Annotated in this window: 13 protein-coding genes and 1 pseudogene; 8 read left to right on the top strand and 6 right to left on the bottom strand. The window is 64.8% G+C overall.

Going from position 1 to position 14414, the window contains the following annotated elements; genetic code table 11:
• Positions 1 to 163 precede the first annotated feature (163 nt).
• Both DGN21_RS06845 and DGN21_RS06840 read left to right on the top strand, forming a co-directional pair.
• A complete protein-coding gene (locus DGN21_RS06845; protein ID WP_016902405.1) occupies positions 164 to 1123 on the top strand; it encodes an acetyl-CoA carboxylase carboxyltransferase subunit alpha in 960 nt (319 codons plus the stop codon).
• A gap of 85 nt (positions 1124 to 1208) precedes the next feature.
• Positions 1209 to 1964, top strand: a complete 756-nt coding sequence (locus tag DGN21_RS06840; protein WP_126965523.1) for a tetratricopeptide repeat protein — start codon at positions 1209 to 1211, stop codon at positions 1962 to 1964.
• Between the two features lie 287 nt (positions 1965 to 2251).
• On the opposite strand, the gene DGN21_RS06835 is transcribed toward DGN21_RS06840, so the two are convergent.
• A complete protein-coding gene (locus tag DGN21_RS06835; protein WP_016902407.1) occupies positions 2252 to 2698 on the bottom strand; it encodes a CopD family protein in 447 nt (148 codons plus the stop codon).
• Between the two features lie 74 nt (positions 2699 to 2772).
• Here DGN21_RS06835 and DGN21_RS06830 point away from each other — a divergent pair, with 74 nt between their 5' ends.
• Positions 2773 to 3375 (top strand): class I SAM-dependent methyltransferase, encoded by a 603-nt coding sequence (locus tag DGN21_RS06830; RefSeq protein ID WP_160954889.1) that lies wholly within the window; start codon positions 2773 to 2775, stop codon positions 3373 to 3375.
• Between the two features lie 485 nt (positions 3376 to 3860).
• Complete coding sequence (locus DGN21_RS06825; protein WP_065050133.1) at positions 3861 to 5168, top strand: polyhydroxyalkanoate depolymerase; 1308 nt, start codon at positions 3861 to 3863, stop codon at positions 5166 to 5168.
• A 724-nt stretch (positions 5169 to 5892) separates the two neighbouring features.
• On the opposite strand, the pseudogene DGN21_RS20295 reads toward DGN21_RS06825, so the two are convergent.
• From DGN21_RS20295 to DGN21_RS06815, 3 genes and pseudogenes are all read right to left on the bottom strand, one after another.
• Positions 5893 to 6118, bottom strand: a pseudogene (locus tag DGN21_RS20295) (hypothetical protein).
• A gap of 258 nt (positions 6119 to 6376) precedes the next feature.
• Positions 6377 to 7288 carry a sensor domain-containing protein gene (locus tag DGN21_RS06820; protein WP_160955263.1) on the bottom strand — a complete coding sequence of 304 codons (912 nt, stop codon included), beginning with the start codon at positions 7286 to 7288 and terminating at the stop codon, positions 6377 to 6379.
• Positions 7285 to 7647, bottom strand: coding sequence for a PadR family transcriptional regulator (locus DGN21_RS06815; RefSeq protein WP_160955262.1), 363 nt, complete (start codon positions 7645 to 7647; stop codon positions 7285 to 7287). Before DGN21_RS06815 ends, DGN21_RS06820 begins: the two co-directional genes overlap by 4 nt.
• A gap of 343 nt (positions 7648 to 7990) precedes the next feature.
• Here DGN21_RS06815 and DGN21_RS06810 point away from each other — a divergent pair, with 343 nt between their 5' ends.
• Entirely contained in the window at positions 7991 to 9550 is a 1560-nt protein-coding gene (locus DGN21_RS06810) for an alginate export family protein (RefSeq protein WP_160955261.1), read from the top strand.
• A 128-nt stretch (positions 9551 to 9678) separates the two neighbouring features.
• Here the strand turns inward: DGN21_RS06810 and DGN21_RS06805 are convergent, their stop codons facing one another.
• Positions 9679 to 11037, bottom strand: a complete 1359-nt coding sequence (locus DGN21_RS06805) for a hypothetical protein (protein ID WP_160955260.1) — start codon at positions 11035 to 11037, stop codon at positions 9679 to 9681.
• Between the two features lie 154 nt (positions 11038 to 11191).
• On the opposite strand from DGN21_RS06805, the gene DGN21_RS06800 reads away from it, so the two are divergent.
• The 3 genes from DGN21_RS06800 to DGN21_RS06790 all read left to right on the top strand — a co-directional run bounded on the left by DGN21_RS06800 (position 11192) and on the right by DGN21_RS06790 (position 13463).
• Positions 11192 to 11866, top strand: coding sequence for a DUF502 domain-containing protein (locus DGN21_RS06800; protein ID WP_024940643.1), 675 nt, complete (start codon positions 11192 to 11194; stop codon positions 11864 to 11866).
• Between the two features lie 4 nt (positions 11867 to 11870).
• Positions 11871 to 12647, top strand: a complete 777-nt coding sequence (locus DGN21_RS06795) for a queuosine precursor transporter (protein ID WP_160955259.1) — start codon at positions 11871 to 11873, stop codon at positions 12645 to 12647.
• Between the two features lie 213 nt (positions 12648 to 12860).
• Positions 12861 to 13463: a LysE family translocator gene (locus tag DGN21_RS06790; protein WP_046342154.1), complete on the top strand. Its 603-nt coding sequence runs from the start codon at positions 12861 to 12863 to the stop codon at positions 13461 to 13463.
• On the opposite strand, the gene DGN21_RS06785 is transcribed toward DGN21_RS06790, so the two are convergent.
• Complete coding sequence (locus DGN21_RS06785; protein WP_160955258.1) at positions 13427 to 14299, bottom strand: AraC family transcriptional regulator; 873 nt, start codon at positions 14297 to 14299, stop codon at positions 13427 to 13429. The genes DGN21_RS06790 and DGN21_RS06785 overlap by 37 nt on opposite strands.
• Positions 14300 to 14414: the final 115 nt, after the last annotated feature.

Genomic DNA, 14414 nt, shown 5'->3' with positions numbered 1-14414 from the left:
GGGCATTCGGGATTCGGGATTGGCAACAGCAACCCGAACGCAGCAGCGCCGCTGTTGCCAATCCCGAATCCCGACTCCCGAATCCCCGCCACCGAACGGCCCCGTACGGGCCGAAGGCAGCGCTTCAGCTACACTCCCCGCCTTACGTCGACGACACCACTGCATGAATCCTAACTACCTCGACTTCGAGCAACCCATCGCCGATCTGGAAGCAAAGATCCAGGAACTGCGCAAGGCCAGCACCGGTCCTGCAGTCAACGTGGACACCGAGGTGCGTGCGCTGCGCGACAAGCTGCGCGTGCGTACCGCACAGATCTTCCGCGACCTGTCGGCCTGGCAGGTCTCGCAGCTGGCGCGCCATCCGCAGCGCCCGTACACGCTGGACTACATCAACACCATCTGCGACGAATTCCAGGAACTGGCCGGCGACCGCGCCTATGCCGACGACAAAGCGATCGTCGGTGGCCTGGGCCGTATCGATGGCCGCGCGGTGGTGATCATCGGCCACCAGAAGGGCCGCGACACCAAGAGCAAGGTTGCCCGCAATTTCGGCATGCCGCGCCCGGAGGGCTACCGCAAGGCGCTGCGCCTGATGAAGCTGGCCGAGCGTTTCCGCCTGCCGCTGCTGACCTTCATCGACACCCCGGGCGCCTACCCGGGCATCGGCGCCGAAGAGCGCGGCCAGTCCGAAGCGATCGCGCGTAACCTGCTGGAGATGGCCGAACTGAAGATCCCGGTGATCTGCACCGTGATCGGCGAAGGCGGCTCCGGCGGCGCGCTGGCGATCGGCGTGGGCGACCGCACCTTGATGCTGGAATACGGCACCTATTCGGTGATTTCGCCCGAAGGCTGCGCCTCGATCCTGTGGAAGGACGCGGCCAAGGCCAAGGACGCGGCCGAGCAGCTCGGCTTGACCGCCAAGCGCCTGAAAGGCCTGGGCCTGGTCGACAAGGTGATCCGCGAACCCACCGGCGGCGCGCATCGCAATCCCGAGCAGATGGGCAAGCGCCTCAAGGCGGTGCTGCTCAACGAGCTGGAAGCGCTGGAAAAGCTGCCGGTCGAGGGCCTGCTGCAGCGTCGTTACGAGCGCCTGCGCAGCTACGGCGCCTACGAAGGCAACTGATCGGAGGTCTGCCGGGGCGATGGTGCTGCACGCAGCATTGCCAGCCAGCAAGACGATTGCCCACCATGGAAGGACCTGTTCGGATATGAGCCCGCTACTTCTGCTGTCGCTGGTATTGCAAGCCGCCTGCTGCGTACATGTGGTGCGCAGCGGCCGCCCGCTGTACTGGATCTTCATCCTGCTGGCGTTTTCGTTGCTGGCGGTCCTGGTCTACGTGTGCGTGGCGGTGATCCCGGACCTGCGCAACGACCCGACGGCGCGCCGTGGCCTGCGCAAGGTGCGTCAGCGCATCGATCCGCAACGCGAACAACGCGACGCATCGCGCCAGCTGGATGTGGCCGACACCCCCGAGAATCGCCGCCGCCTCGCGCAGACGCTGCTGGAACAGGGCGACTACGCGCGTGCCGCCGAGCTGTATCAGGGCGCGCTGCGCGGCATCTACCAGGACGATCCGGACCTGATGCTGGGCCTGGCCAAGGCCCAGTACGGGCTGGGCCAGGCCGCAGACACACGCAAGACGCTGGACGCGTTGATCGCGGCCAATCCGAGTTTCCGTTCGCACGACGGGCACCTGCTGTACGCGCGCGCAGTCGAAGACAGCGGCAGCATCGACGAGGCGCTGCACGAATACGAGACGCTTGCGCAAGGCTATCCGGGCGAAGAGGCACGCGTGCGTTATGCGCAGCTGTTGTTGCGCGCCGCGCGCCCGCAAGACGCCAGGGCCGTCCTCGAGCAGGTGCTGCGCCACGCAGCCGCCTCCCCCAAGCATTACCAGCGCGAGCAGCGCGCCTGGATCGACCTGGCGCGCAAGGGACTGAGCGAGCTCGGCGCCCAGGCGTGATCGCCGCCTGACGCGATACTCAAGCGGCGAAACACACAGGATGCGCGCACCGTGTGTAGAAGACCTGGTACGCAACCGAGGGCGCCGCCATGCCCAGAAAGGATGGGGATAGCGGCAAGCCTGAAGGCCCGGATCGATCACCTGCTGCAATCGTCGACGCAGCCGTTTCGCAATGGCGCCCTGGCGGAATCCCTCGACCATCCGCGCCACATCACCGCCGTGCTGCGCAAACACGCCAGCGACGACCAAGCGCATCCGGCAAGCGCATGCATTGCCCGGGCGTTGTGTCAGAACGGCTTGGCCAGCACCAGCCAGATCACCCCGACCAGCAACACCACCGGCACTTCATTGAACAGCCGCAATGCGCGGCCGCTGGGCAGGCTGCGGCCCTGATCCACGCCCTTCAGCCAGCGCCCGGCCACGATGTAATGCGCCAGGATCAAGGCCACCGCAAACAGTTTTGCGTGCAGCCAGCCACCGGCCACCATCGTCGGGAAATCCGGAATCACCCGATAGCCCTGCCACAGCACCGCGCCCAGCAGCAGCGCCAGCCCCAGCATGCTGTGGCCGAATTTGTAGAGGCGGCGCCCCATCAGCACCAGACGCGTGCGCACCGCAGGCTCGGCACCGGCTTCGGCGATATTGACCAGGATGCGTGGCAGGTAGAACACCGCCGCCATCCACGCAGTGACGAACAACAGATGGAAGGTCTTGATCCACAGGTACAGGGTCATGTGCTGGCTTCGCTGGCTGGCGTAGGATGGCCCGCATTTTCACCTATCCGCCGACGCGAAAGCACCTGACGTCCATGTCCGAACCCGACGACAAGCAGTACGACGCCCACTATTTCCGCCGCTGGTACCGGGATGCCGGGCTGGCCGACCCTGCGCGTCTGCGACGCAAGGTCGCACTGGCGGTGAGCCAGGCCGAGTACTACCTGGAGCGCCCGATCCGCAGCGTGCTGGATATCGGCTGCGGCGAGGCGGCCTGGCGCGCGCCATTGCTGGCGTTACGCCCCAAGCTGAGCTATCTGGGCTTCGACAGCAGCGCCTACGCGGTGCAGCGTTACGGACGCAGCCGGCAGATCCACCCTGCCCGCTTCGGCGATTTCGCCTGGCTGCGCCCGTGCGCGCCAGTGGATCTGCTGATCTGCTCGGACGTGCTGCATTACGTGTCCACGCGCGAGTTCAACCAGGGCCTGCCGGGGTTGGCCGAGATGTGCGCGGGCGTGGCATTTCTGGAAACCTTCGCCGAAGAGGATGCCTTCGAAGGCGACCACGATGGCTTTCAGGCGCGGCCGGCGCGCTGGTATCGGCGCCGCTTCGCCAGCGTGGGGTTTGCTGCACTCGGCTCGCACTGCTGGTTGTCGCCGCAATTGGCCGATGAGGCGTCTGCGCTGGAGCGCGGCTGAGCAGGACGTTGGCCGGTTGAGGCACGCATGGCAAGTGGCTTCGCCGCGTCCCCTCACCCCCCTCTCCCGCAGGAGAGGGGCTTTAGTTCACGCATCCCTCTGCGCACGCTGAGCGGCTTCATTCCCTTCTTCCGCAGGGAGAAGGTGCCCCGCGGGGGCGGATGAGGGTGCGTGCGAAGCCTGGTGGAGATCGAGCGCTGATGAGGGTTGAGTGCACTGGGCTTTGCCGCGCACCTCACCCATCCCCGCCTTGCAGGAAAGAAGAATCGTCCAGCAGCCATAGGGTTCTGCGACGAACGCGCGCTTTCGGCTCGCACAGCCATCCGAAGGATCACCAATCGCGGCAAACAAAATCGCGGCCAATCAACGCGCTGACGCCTGCCATAAGTCGTATGACAGCCTCTACCGTCCGCAGCCCCATTAAGGTGCAAATGCGCCAAAGGGGGTATGCTGCGCGGCAGCAAAGAGCCGCACGGATGGGTGGAATGCTTTATCAACTGCACGAGCTGACCCGCAATCTGCTAGCCCCTTGGGTGCACCAGGCCCAGGCGAACGCCAAGATGTTCTCCGACCCCGACAGTCTGTGGGCCTCGCTCCCGGGCGCCGAACGCATGGCGGCCAGCAATGAGCTGTTCCATCGCCTGGGCAAGGAATACGAAAAGCCGGCCTGGGCGCTCGACGATGTCGAGGTCGACGGCCATTCGTTGCCGATCATCGAACGCGAGGTGCTGAGCAAGCCGTTCTGCCGTCTGCTGCGCTTCAAGCGTTTCAGCGACCATGTCGAGCTGATCGGCACGATGAAGCAGCAGCCGGCCGTGCTGGTGGTGGCGCCGTTGTCCGGCCACCACGCCACCCTGTTGCGCGACACCGTGCGCACCCTGCTGCGCAACCACAAGGTCTATGTCACCGACTGGGTCGATGCGCGCATGGTGCCACTGGAAGCCGGCGCCTTCCGGCTCGAGGACTACATCAGCTACATCCAGGAGTTCATCCGTCACATCGGCGCCGAGCGCCTGCATGTAGTGAGCGTGTGTCAGCCCACCGTGCCGGTGCTTGCGGCGGTGTCGCTGATGGCCTCCAACGACGAACCCACGCCGCGCTCGCTAGTGATGATGGGCGGGCCGATCGATGCGCGCCGCAGCCCGACCCAGGTCAACAACCTGGCCACCGAAAATGGCATCGAGTGGTTCCAGAACAACCTGATCCACACCGTGCCGTTCCCGTATCCGGGCCACGGCCGGCAGGTGTATCCGGGCTTCCTGCAGCATGCCGGCTTCCTGTCGATGAACCCCAACCGGCATGTGATGTCGCATTGGGATTTCTACACCGATCTGGTCAAGGGTGACCTGCAGGACGCGCAGGCGCACCGGCAGTTCTACGACGAATACAACGCCGTGCTCGACATGCCGGCCGAGTATTACCTGGACACCATCCGCGTGGTGTTCCAGGACTTCCTGCTGCCGCAGGGCAAGTGGAAAGTGGATGGCCAGCTGGTCAAGCCGTCGGCGATCCGCAATACCGCACTGCTCAGCATCGAGGGCGAACTGGACGATATCGCCGGCCTTGGTCAGACCGAAGCGGTGCACGATCTGTGCACCGGGATCGATGCGGCGCATCGTCGTCATCTGGTGGTGGAAGGTGCCGGTCACTACGGCATCTTCAGCGGCCGTCGCTGGCGCGAAGTGGTGTACCCGCAGGTGCGCGAATTCATCGCTCGCTACGATGCCGACCCGGTCGGCAGCCGCGACCCCGCCACCGTCACCCCGATCCGCAAGCGCGGCAAGCGCGCCTGATCGGCCGACAAAAAACGCCCCTTGATCGAGACCGATCAAGGGGCGTTTTTTTATGCGCAGATTTTTGGTTCGCGTAAAGACAGCGCACTGCGTGGCAAGGTGCGTGGCGCCCGCACAAGACAGTTTGCCGGTCGCTTTATTGAAACTGCTTGCCACCACACACACCGACCATCTTCGATGGTCCTTGCCTGCTCACCGTCGCGGGACCTTACGCGGCACGGATGCCGCGTAAGAGCCTACACGGACGTACTTGCGGCGTGTCCTGCGATGGTGGGCGGGCAAGGGCCTGCAGCCAAGCTGCAGATCAAACGCTACGCAGCCAACACCAGGCCTTTGTACGCCAACGTCGGTTAAGTGCAGTCAAACACCTCGGTTCGTCGAGCGCGCGGTGCCCTCGCCGCTCGCGGGACACGCCGTGAATCCGTCCCTGGAGGCTCCTCAGCGGCATCCATGCCGCTAAGGGTCCCGCAACCGGCGAGGACACCGCACCAGAGAGTTGATCGATTGCGTTGTTTAAAACCATGCACACCGACCATCTCCACTGGTCCTTGCCTGCTCACCGTCGCGGGACCTTACGCGGCACGGATGCCGCGTAAGAGCCTACACGGACGTACTTGCGGCGTGTCCTGCGAGGGTGGGCGGGCAAGGGCCTGCAGCCAAGCTGCAGATCAAACGCTACGCAGCTAACACCAGGCCTTCGCGCAGCAACGTCGGTTGAGTGCAGTCAAACGCTCGGTTCGTCGAGCGCGCGGTGCCCTCGCCGCTCGCGGGACACGCCGTGAATCCGTCCCTGGAGGCTCCTCAGCGGCGTCCATGCCGCTGAGGGTCCCGCAACCGGCGAGGACACCGCACCAGAGAGTTGATCGATTGCGTTGTTTAAAACCATGCACACCGACCATCTCCACTGGTCCTTGCCCGCTCACCGTCGCGGGACCTTATGCGGCATGGATGCCGCGTAAGAGCCTACAAGGACGTACTTGCGGCGTGTCCTGCGATGGTGGGTGGGCAAGGGCCCTGCAGCCAAGCCACAGAGCAGCCGCCCTGCAACCGCTCCATCCGCACTGTCCAACCACCTACACGACTACGGGACTTCAAGTCGTTGCGTCTTTCAGACCTTTCACTACAGACCACGTGACACTGCAGCGATCGCAGCCGCGTGCCGCGTGCCGCACAACCGGCAACCGGCAACCGGCAATCACACGATGCACTCAGCCTTCACCGCTCTTGACCAGCAGGTGCTTGGCGAACATGCCGTGCAGCTTGCCGACGGCGCGTGCCAGATGCAGCGTGACGAACAGCAGCAGCACGCCCACGACGAACAACGGCAGCGTCAGCCAAGCGCTGGTGACATCCACACCATCCCAGGTCAGCACCGCCGTGTTGTCGAACAGCAGCACCAGCGGTGAAGCGGCCAGGCCCAGCGCCAACGACAACAAGGTGGTGAACACGCTGAAGTAGACGATGCCCAGCGGCAGCATCAGCAGGAAGTACAGCATCGTGCTCCAGGTACGCGCATCGGTAAACATCGCGCCGATGCGTTGCAGCCAGCCACCTTGCGGCCCCGGATGGGCGGGACGACGCGGCATGCGCACGCCCAGCAGCGTTTCCACCACGCGGCCTTCCACCAGCGACAGCACCCGCACCGATCCGAAGAACAGCACCAGCAACGGCACGCCGATGATCAGGATCATCAAGCCGGCCGACAGGCTCGCGCCGGTGATCACCCAGGTGAAATAGAACACGCCGGTGACCAACGACAACAACATGTAGAACAGCGCGCCGTAGCTGCGTGGATCGGCAGCCACGCCGAAGAACCTGCCGTACCATGTGCTGCGTCTGCGCGGCAGCGGCGCGCGCAGTGCACGTGTCACCGTCACTTCGGTTTCGCGATAGATCTCGGCCACTTCATCCGGCGCACCGTAGCTGCCTGCCACGCCGGCGATCACCTCCGCTTCGCTCTTGCCGGCCTGCTCGGCCAGTTCGGCGCGCAGATACTCTTCGGCGTCGTAGAGCGCGTCCTGGATCATCGCCGGGTCCGCGCCGGCCAGGGCCTGGCGCAGTTGTGCCAGGTAATCGGGAATGGTGGTCGGCAACGGGCGTGCCTGCGCAATGGTCGTCATGAGTGGGTCCCCTCCAGCACTGAGTCAACGGAATCGCGGGTGGCGTGCCAAGCGGCGGTCCAGTCGCGCAGGCAATCACGCCCGGTTTGGGTGATGCGGTAATAGCGCCGCGGCGGGCCGGACGCCGACGGCTCGACATGGCTTTGCAGCAACCCTGCCCCCTCCAGATTGCGCAGCACCGGATACAACGCGCTCTGCTTGCCGCTCAGCACGCCGTCCAGCCGCTCCATGCGCTTGGCGATCAGATAGCCGTACAGCGGCTCCTCGGCCTGCGCCAGCACCGCCAGCAAGGCCAGCGACACCGTGCCGGCACTCAGCTCTTTCTGAAATTTCCGCAGGTAGGCATCGGGTTCGCTCATCGGCCATCTCCGCTAGGTCGAAGGCAATGCTATTGCGAAGTTGGGTATAGTGGATGTGCCGGTAGTCATGAGGCGGGGATTGGAGATTGGAGATTGGAGATTGGGGATTCGCAGAGCATTCCGGCCGAGAATTTCCTTGCGTTGACTCAAGCGGACTGAAGAAGAACTAGGGCGTCGCTTGCATGCCTGCTTTTGCAAATCCCCAATCACGACTCCCCAATCCCCGCTCATGTGCTTAGAACCATTGGGTTACTCCCTTTGCGGCAGCGCTCCACTACAGTCAGTGCCCACTGAGCCGATACCACTCGCTCAGACGACTCACTTTTTTCGATAGGGCGACACGATGCGACTAGCACGCTTGGCACAGCCGGCCATGGCTGAAACTTCCTTTGGTGCCACCCGGCGCCTGTGCTTGGCGATCGGGTTGTCACTGCCGGGACTGGGGTTTGCGCAGGCGCAGACCGCGCCGGTCAACGCCGAGCAGACCCAGCCGGAGCCTGCAAAGGCTGCGCCCGCCGCTCCGGCAGCGCCCGCTGCCGCGAAGGGTTATCCCCTGGAAGCGCAGGGTTGGGGCGCCAAGCAGGGCGGCAACATGTGGCAGGTGCGTTGGGCCGAAGACTGGTCGTATCTGAAGGATCCGTCCAAGCGCAAGAGTCCGTTCGATCCGCTCAAATATATTCCGCTCAATGAATCGGGCGATGTGTATGTCTCGCTCAGCAATGAATTGCGCGTGCGCAGCAATACCATCACCAATCCCGGTTTGATTCCCGGCAGCCATTCGCAGCAGCAGTATCTGTTGCGCGCGTTCTTCGGCGCCGACTTCCATGTCGGCGAGCATTTCCGTCTGTATACGGAACTGGCGCACGGCAGCCTGGATGGACGCAACGAAGGTACCAAGACCGGCACGCAGGAAAACAACGCGATCCTGCAGCAGGTGTTCTTCGATGTGAAAGGACGCGTCAAAGATGCCGACCTCGGCCTGCGAGTCGGTCGTCAGGTGTTTGTCGATGGTCCCACCACGCTGATGGCATTGCGCGACAACACCGATATCTTCGTGACCTTCAACGGTGTGCGCGCCTGGGCGATCGGCGAAAAGACCCGTGTGGACCTGTTCGATTTCAACTTCAACCTCGATGGCACCGAGGGCCTGGGCGATGATCGCATCGACCGCTCGCGGCACTTCCGCGGCGTGGTCGGCGGCTATCGCATGCCGACCGCCAAGCCGATGTACCTGGAGCCGTTCTTCTACCAGTTCCGCAACGACAATCAGATCTGGGGCCGGCAGACCGCCGAAGAAAACCGCAACTATTACGGCCTGCGCCTGTGGGGCAATGTGGGCAAGCTGCGCACCGACTCGTTCGTGACCGTGCAGCGCGGCAGCTACGGCGGGCGCGATCTGCGTGCCTACATGGCCAGCACCTCCAATGCCTGGACGCTGAGCGAATCGGGCTGGAAACCGCGGCTGGGCTTCCATAGCGAAATCGCTTCCGGCGGCGGTGGCACCTCCGGCACCGGCACGCTGCGCAACAACAACTTCCTGTACGGCAATACGATCTACTTCAGCTGGGCCACGTTCTTCGGCCCGGTCAACTTGGTCACCGCCGCGCCCACGTTCACCTTCTCGCCCACTTCCAAGATCACCGTGAACCTGGAATGGGAAACCCTGTGGCGGCAGACCACCAGCGATGCGATCTACAACAACCAGGCACGCGCCTACGCCCGCACGCAGAGCACCGGCGAGCGCCGCATCGGCACCATGCCGCGCATCAACGCCACCTGGAACATCGACCCGAACTGGTCGGTCACCTTCCGCGCCGAACACCTGATGGCCGGGCCCGCGCTCGAAAAGGCCGGTTACGGCGATTCGACCTTCGTGATGGGCTGGTTGAACTTCCGGTTCTAAGTAGGGGCATCACGCTGATGTAGTGCCTGACAACGCCACCCGGGATCCGTTCCTGGGTGGCGTTGCCCGTTATGCAATCAGCGACGCGTGCTTGCCTGCCCTGGTGTCGCCTTCTGCAGCCGCAAGTGTCACGGCTTGCCCTGCATCGCTGCTGCCTGTGCCACCTTGCTTGCCGCCAATGGCATCTGCAGGTTGGCGTGATCGCTGCGCGCGTAACGCGGCAGTTCTAGCGTCTTTCCATCTTTTACAGCGGTGATGTCGCGCCCTGGTCGGATCAGCGTGGCGGGCAGTTGATCCAGGCGCTGCGCCAGCGTCTGTTGCTCGGCAGGATGCGCACGTAGCCACAGCACTGCCGAGGTCAGCCGCGTTGTCGCGGCCAGATCCTGCAACTGCCATTGATACTGCGCGGTATCCATATGCTCCACGTCGGCGAACAGGCAGCCGATTGCGTTAGCGATACAGGCGAAGGTCACTGTTGGCGCGGCGGGTATGGCACTGGTCGCCACCTTGCGGTCCTGCTCCAGCTGCGTGCGCACGTCGGTGTGGCAGGCCCAGGTGTAATACGGCGCGGTCAGTGCACGGGTTCGTTCAACGTCCAGCAGCGGCGGTACCAGCCTGTCGTACCAGCGCCGCTGCTCGCCGCCGGCTTCGACGACCGCGCGGTAATTGGCGCTGACCAAGCGTGCTTCGCCGCGTAGACCTCCACACAGGCTGGTCTCATCCATCGTCAACGGCGCAAATGCCGCTTGGCAATGCGCAGGTAACGGCTGGGCGGACGGCAGTTCGCTCAGCATGTCGGTGAACAGCTCGGCGTTACCGCGCAACATGGCTGCCCCGATCATCGTCGCGATCAGTGTGTCCTGACCGCGCAACAGCACGCGCGCCACCTGTGCGTCCGCACACACGCCAGACAACGCAGCCTGCTGGTGGCCCTGGACGAAGTCCAGCGCGTGCTGGGTCATCGGCACACTCAACCCCTGCAACTCCGGCAGCGGTGTGTCGGCACGGGTCGGAAACAGATTGCGGTAATAGTCACGCGATGACAGCGTGGCGGCGCGCTGCAACAGCGGTGCCTGTGACATCAGCGCATCGGCATAGGCTTGGGGCTGAGCGCGCACCTTGTCCAGGCAGTCTGGAGTGGACCAGTTGCACTTGGGCGGTGCAGCGGCTGGCCACGGCGGCGTGCGCGGATAGCGCGCTGCGTCGCTGACAAAACCGGCCGCAGTCCTGGCCTTCGCAAACCGCTGCAGATCGCGTGCCATCACGACGTCCTGTTCTGTAGCCGGCACGGCATACGGCAGCAACCAGAGTGCAGCAAATAGATTCGAGCCTGCCGGCGGTGCGGCTGGTGGTTGATCGATCTGCGCCAACGCCTGGCGCTGCGCGTCAGGAATCGGCCAGCGCGCGGAGATCGCGTACAGGGCCACCAGCAGGGCGACCAGGATGCATAGCCCCAGCAGGGCCGACTTGAGGAATTTAGCGAGCATGCGGGGGCAACCGTCCGTGGATGAGCTGTGTCATCTTAGAGCGGCCCGGACAGAGCCGCGAGTTGCATACGCCGATGCGCACTTGCCGTCTCCCCGGCGAACAAGGCGCGCCGCGCGCCTGCACCGGACGCGGCCGAATGCCTACAATGCGCGTATGTCCGAATCCCCCACTCCGCCCACCCGCCCTTCCCTGCAACGCGTCTTTCTGACCGGTTTGCTCACTTTGCTGCCGGTCTGGCTGACCTGGGTGGTGGTGAAGTTTGTGTTCTCGCTGTTGTCGGGCATCAGCAGCCCGTGGGTGGTGCCGTTGTCCGAACGCATCGCCGCCTCGTTCCCCGACTATCTGGGCTGGATCAAGGCGCTGTGGGTGCAGAACACCATCGCGCTGATCGCCACCGTGGGCGCGATCCTGTTCGTCGGCATCCTGAGCCGGCGGGTGATCGGCCAGCGCCTGCTGCGCTGGTTCGAGGCGATCATGCGGCGCATCCCGCTGGCCAGCGTGGTGTACGACAGCGCGCGCAAGTTGCTCGACATCCTGCAGACCCAGCCCGGCAGCACCCAGCGCGTGGTGCTGATCGACTTCCCGCACCGCGACATGAAGTCGGTGGGCCTGGTCACGCGGGTGATCAAGGAACAGGGCACCGGCCGCGAGCTGGCGGCGGTGTACGTGCCGACCACGCCCAACCCGACCTCCGGCTATCTGGAGATCGTGCCGGTGGAGCTGCTCACGCCCACCGACTGGAGCGTGGACCAGGCGATGAGCTTCATCATCTCCGGCGGCGCAGTGGCGCCCGAATCGGTTCCCTTTACCCGTACCGCGGATCGCTAACGCCATGACACAGGTGCGCACCCTCGACGATCGTGCGGTTCGCCTGTTCATTGCGCTGGCCGCGTTCTTCTGCGTCAACGCGGCATTGGCCGAGTTCATCGGGGTCAAGATCTTCGCGCTGGAAGACACCCTCGGCATCGCGCCGTTGAACTGGAACCTGTTCGGCCAGACCGGCTCGCTCAGCTTCACCGCCGGCACCTTGCTGTGGCCGGTGGTGTTCATCATGACCGACACCATCAACGAGTTCTTCGGCAGCCGCGGGGTGCGTTTCATCTCGTGGGTGGCGGTGGCGCTGATCGGCTACGGCTTCGTGTTCGCGTTCGCCGCCATCGCACTGGCGCCGGCGGCTTGGTGGGTCACGGCGGCGCAGAGCCAGGGCGTGCCCGACTACCAGGCCGCCTTTGCAGCGGTGTTCGGCCAGGGGCTGTGGACGATCGGCGGCTCGCTGGTGGCCTTCCTGTTCGGCCAGTTGATCGATGTGTCGGTGTTCCATCGCATCCGCCGCGCCACCGGCGAAAAGCACGTGTGGCTGCGCGCCACCGGCTCCACGGCGGTGTCGCAGTTGATGGACAGCTTCGTGGTGATCTACATCGCCTTCGTGCTCGGCCCGCAGCACTGGTCCACCGACCAGTTTCTGGCGGTGAGCACGCTCAACTACGTCTACAAGATGGGCTTTGCGATCGCACTGATCCCGCTGCTGTATCTGGCGCGCCGCGCCATCGGCGCATACCTGGGCGCCGAGCGCGCCGAGCAACTGCGCGAAGAAGCCGCCGCCGGCTGACAACGCAAGACCTGCCGACCGCAGCACTGCCAGGCGACGGCTGGCGCCTGCGGCTTGCACCCGGCCTCGTCGGTCATACGTGTCGCTGCCTGACGACCGCTGGCTGCGTTTACCGATCATGCAACGCCCACAGCGACCGCCCATCGAAATTTTGTTCAATCCGTCGCCGCGCTCGCTGGCCATGCTGTTGCGCCCCGCTATGGATTCCGTGCCATGGACCATCTTGTCGCAATGGCCAGCTTCGCGCTGGTGTGCTCGATTTCGCCCGGGCCGGTCAACCTGGTCGCGCTGAGCACCGGCGCCAGCGCCGGCGCGCGTGCCGGGCACGGCCATGTGATCGGCGCCACCGTCGGCTTCGTCGCGCTGCTGTTGCTGGTGGGCATGGGACTGCAGCAGGTGCTGCTGCGCTGGCCGCTGCTCGGCCGTGCATTGCATCTGGCCGGGGTGGCATTTCTGCTCTACATGGCCTGGCGCCTGCTGCGCGACGATGGCGTCATCCAGACCACCGGGACGCGCCCGGCGGCCTCGTTCTGGACCGGTGCGGCGATGCAATGGCTCAACCCCAAGGCCTGGTTGGCGGCGACCTCCGGCGTTGCCCTGTATGCGACGGCAGGCACCACGCAACTGGCGGGCTTTGCGGCGTTGTATGCGCTGATCTGCTACCCCTCGCTGGGGTGCTGGTTGCTGGCCGGCGCCGTGCTGCGGCGTCACGTGCAGGTACCAAGGCAGCTGCGGCGGTTGAACCGGGTGCTGGCGGCGCTGCTGGTGCTGAGCGCGGTCTATCTATTGCTGGAATGGGGCACGGCATTGCGGTAACGCCCTGGCGTCACCGCCCAGGCACGTTTGAAGCTGCGCTGCAGGTGCGCCTGGTCGGCGTAGCCATGCGCGTAGGCGACCTCGGCAATGTCACCGCCGTGCCGCAAGGCCTCGCGCGCACGCTGGAAACGGCAATCCAGCAGATACGCATGCGGGGTCAGCCCGTGCGCCTGACGGAAGCCGCGAATCAAGCGCGGTGCCGGTATCCCGGCCAGCGTGCACAGCTCGCGTAGCGAGACCGCACGTGCATGATGGGTCTGCAGATACTCGGCCACCCGCTGCATCGGCCCGGTATCGACCGCAAGCGCACGACTGATCGGCTCCACATGCAGATGCAGCCGCGCCACGAACGCGATCAACGCACTTTCGCGTGCCAGCGCATCGGCGTTGCCATCGGTCAACACGGCATGCATGCGCTCGAAGGCGGCATAGGCAGCCGGGGTCTGGCACAGCGGCGCTGCCAGCATGTGCACATCCGCATTGGCGGCCAGGCCGAGTGCGCGTTGTTGTTCGCGCAGCCACGCCACGTCCAGATACAGCATGCGGAACGACCAGTCCTGCTGCTGATCCGGATTGCAGGCATGCACATCGCCAGGGTTGATCAGGGTCAGCGACCGCGCACCCACCTGCGCTTGCATGCGTCCATTGCGATAACGCGCCAGCCCGCGATCGATCGCGCCCACCGACCATTGCTCATGCGTATGCGCGGCGTAACACAGGCTGCGGCTGTTGATCACCTGGCGCAGTTCGACGAAGGGCAATGCCGGATCGCGCCAGAAGCCCTGCCCGCCCTGCACCGGCAGCTGCGTCCCGCATATCGATTCATCCCTTGGCATATGCGCAAGCCTATCGCACTGCAACATGCCTGCGTGCTTCAGGCGTGCGCAGCGGACTTCATGAATTCCAGGCGCGCCCCGTGTGCCGCATGGGTGGCCGGAACGGTGCGGATCG

Origin of the sequence: Xanthomonas sp. MLO165 (assembly GCF_018831305.1) — a bacterium.
Taxonomy (GTDB): Bacteria; Pseudomonadota; Gammaproteobacteria; order Xanthomonadales; family Xanthomonadaceae; genus Xanthomonas; species Xanthomonas arboricola.
The sequence above is the reverse complement of the archived record's forward strand: the minus strand, read 5'-3'. Positions and strand labels throughout refer to the sequence as shown.

Coding starts and splice junctions, on each gene's coding strand:
- DGN21_RS06840 (WP_126965523.1), top strand. CDS start 1,209: ATGAGCCCGCTACTTCTGCTGTCGCTGGTATTGCAAGCCGCCTGCTGC.
- DGN21_RS06795 (WP_160955259.1), top strand. CDS start 11,871: ATGACACAGGTGCGCACCCTCGACGATCGTGCGGTTCGCCTGTTCATT.
- DGN21_RS06800 (WP_024940643.1), top strand. CDS start 11,192: ATGTCCGAATCCCCCACTCCGCCCACCCGCCCTTCCCTGCAACGCGTC.
- DGN21_RS06810 (WP_160955261.1), top strand. CDS start 7,991: ATGCGACTAGCACGCTTGGCACAGCCGGCCATGGCTGAAACTTCCTTT.
- DGN21_RS06825 (WP_065050133.1), top strand. CDS start 3,861: ATGCTTTATCAACTGCACGAGCTGACCCGCAATCTGCTAGCCCCTTGG.
- DGN21_RS06820 (WP_160955263.1), bottom strand. CDS start 7,288: ATGACGACCATTGCGCAGGCACGCCCGTTGCCGACCACCATTCCCGAT.
- DGN21_RS06790 (WP_046342154.1), top strand. CDS start 12,861: ATGGACCATCTTGTCGCAATGGCCAGCTTCGCGCTGGTGTGCTCGATT.
- DGN21_RS06805 (WP_160955260.1), bottom strand. CDS start 11,037: ATGCTCGCTAAATTCCTCAAGTCGGCCCTGCTGGGGCTATGCATCCTG.
- DGN21_RS06835 (WP_016902407.1), bottom strand. CDS start 2,698: ATGACCCTGTACCTGTGGATCAAGACCTTCCATCTGTTGTTCGTCACT.
- DGN21_RS06845 (WP_016902405.1), top strand. CDS start 164: ATGAATCCTAACTACCTCGACTTCGAGCAACCCATCGCCGATCTGGAA.
- DGN21_RS06815 (WP_160955262.1), bottom strand. CDS start 7,647: ATGAGCGAACCCGATGCCTACCTGCGGAAATTTCAGAAAGAGCTGAGT.
- DGN21_RS06785 (WP_160955258.1), bottom strand. CDS start 14,299: ATGCCAAGGGATGAATCGATATGCGGGACGCAGCTGCCGGTGCAGGGC.
- DGN21_RS06830 (WP_160954889.1), top strand. CDS start 2,773: ATGTCCGAACCCGACGACAAGCAGTACGACGCCCACTATTTCCGCCGC.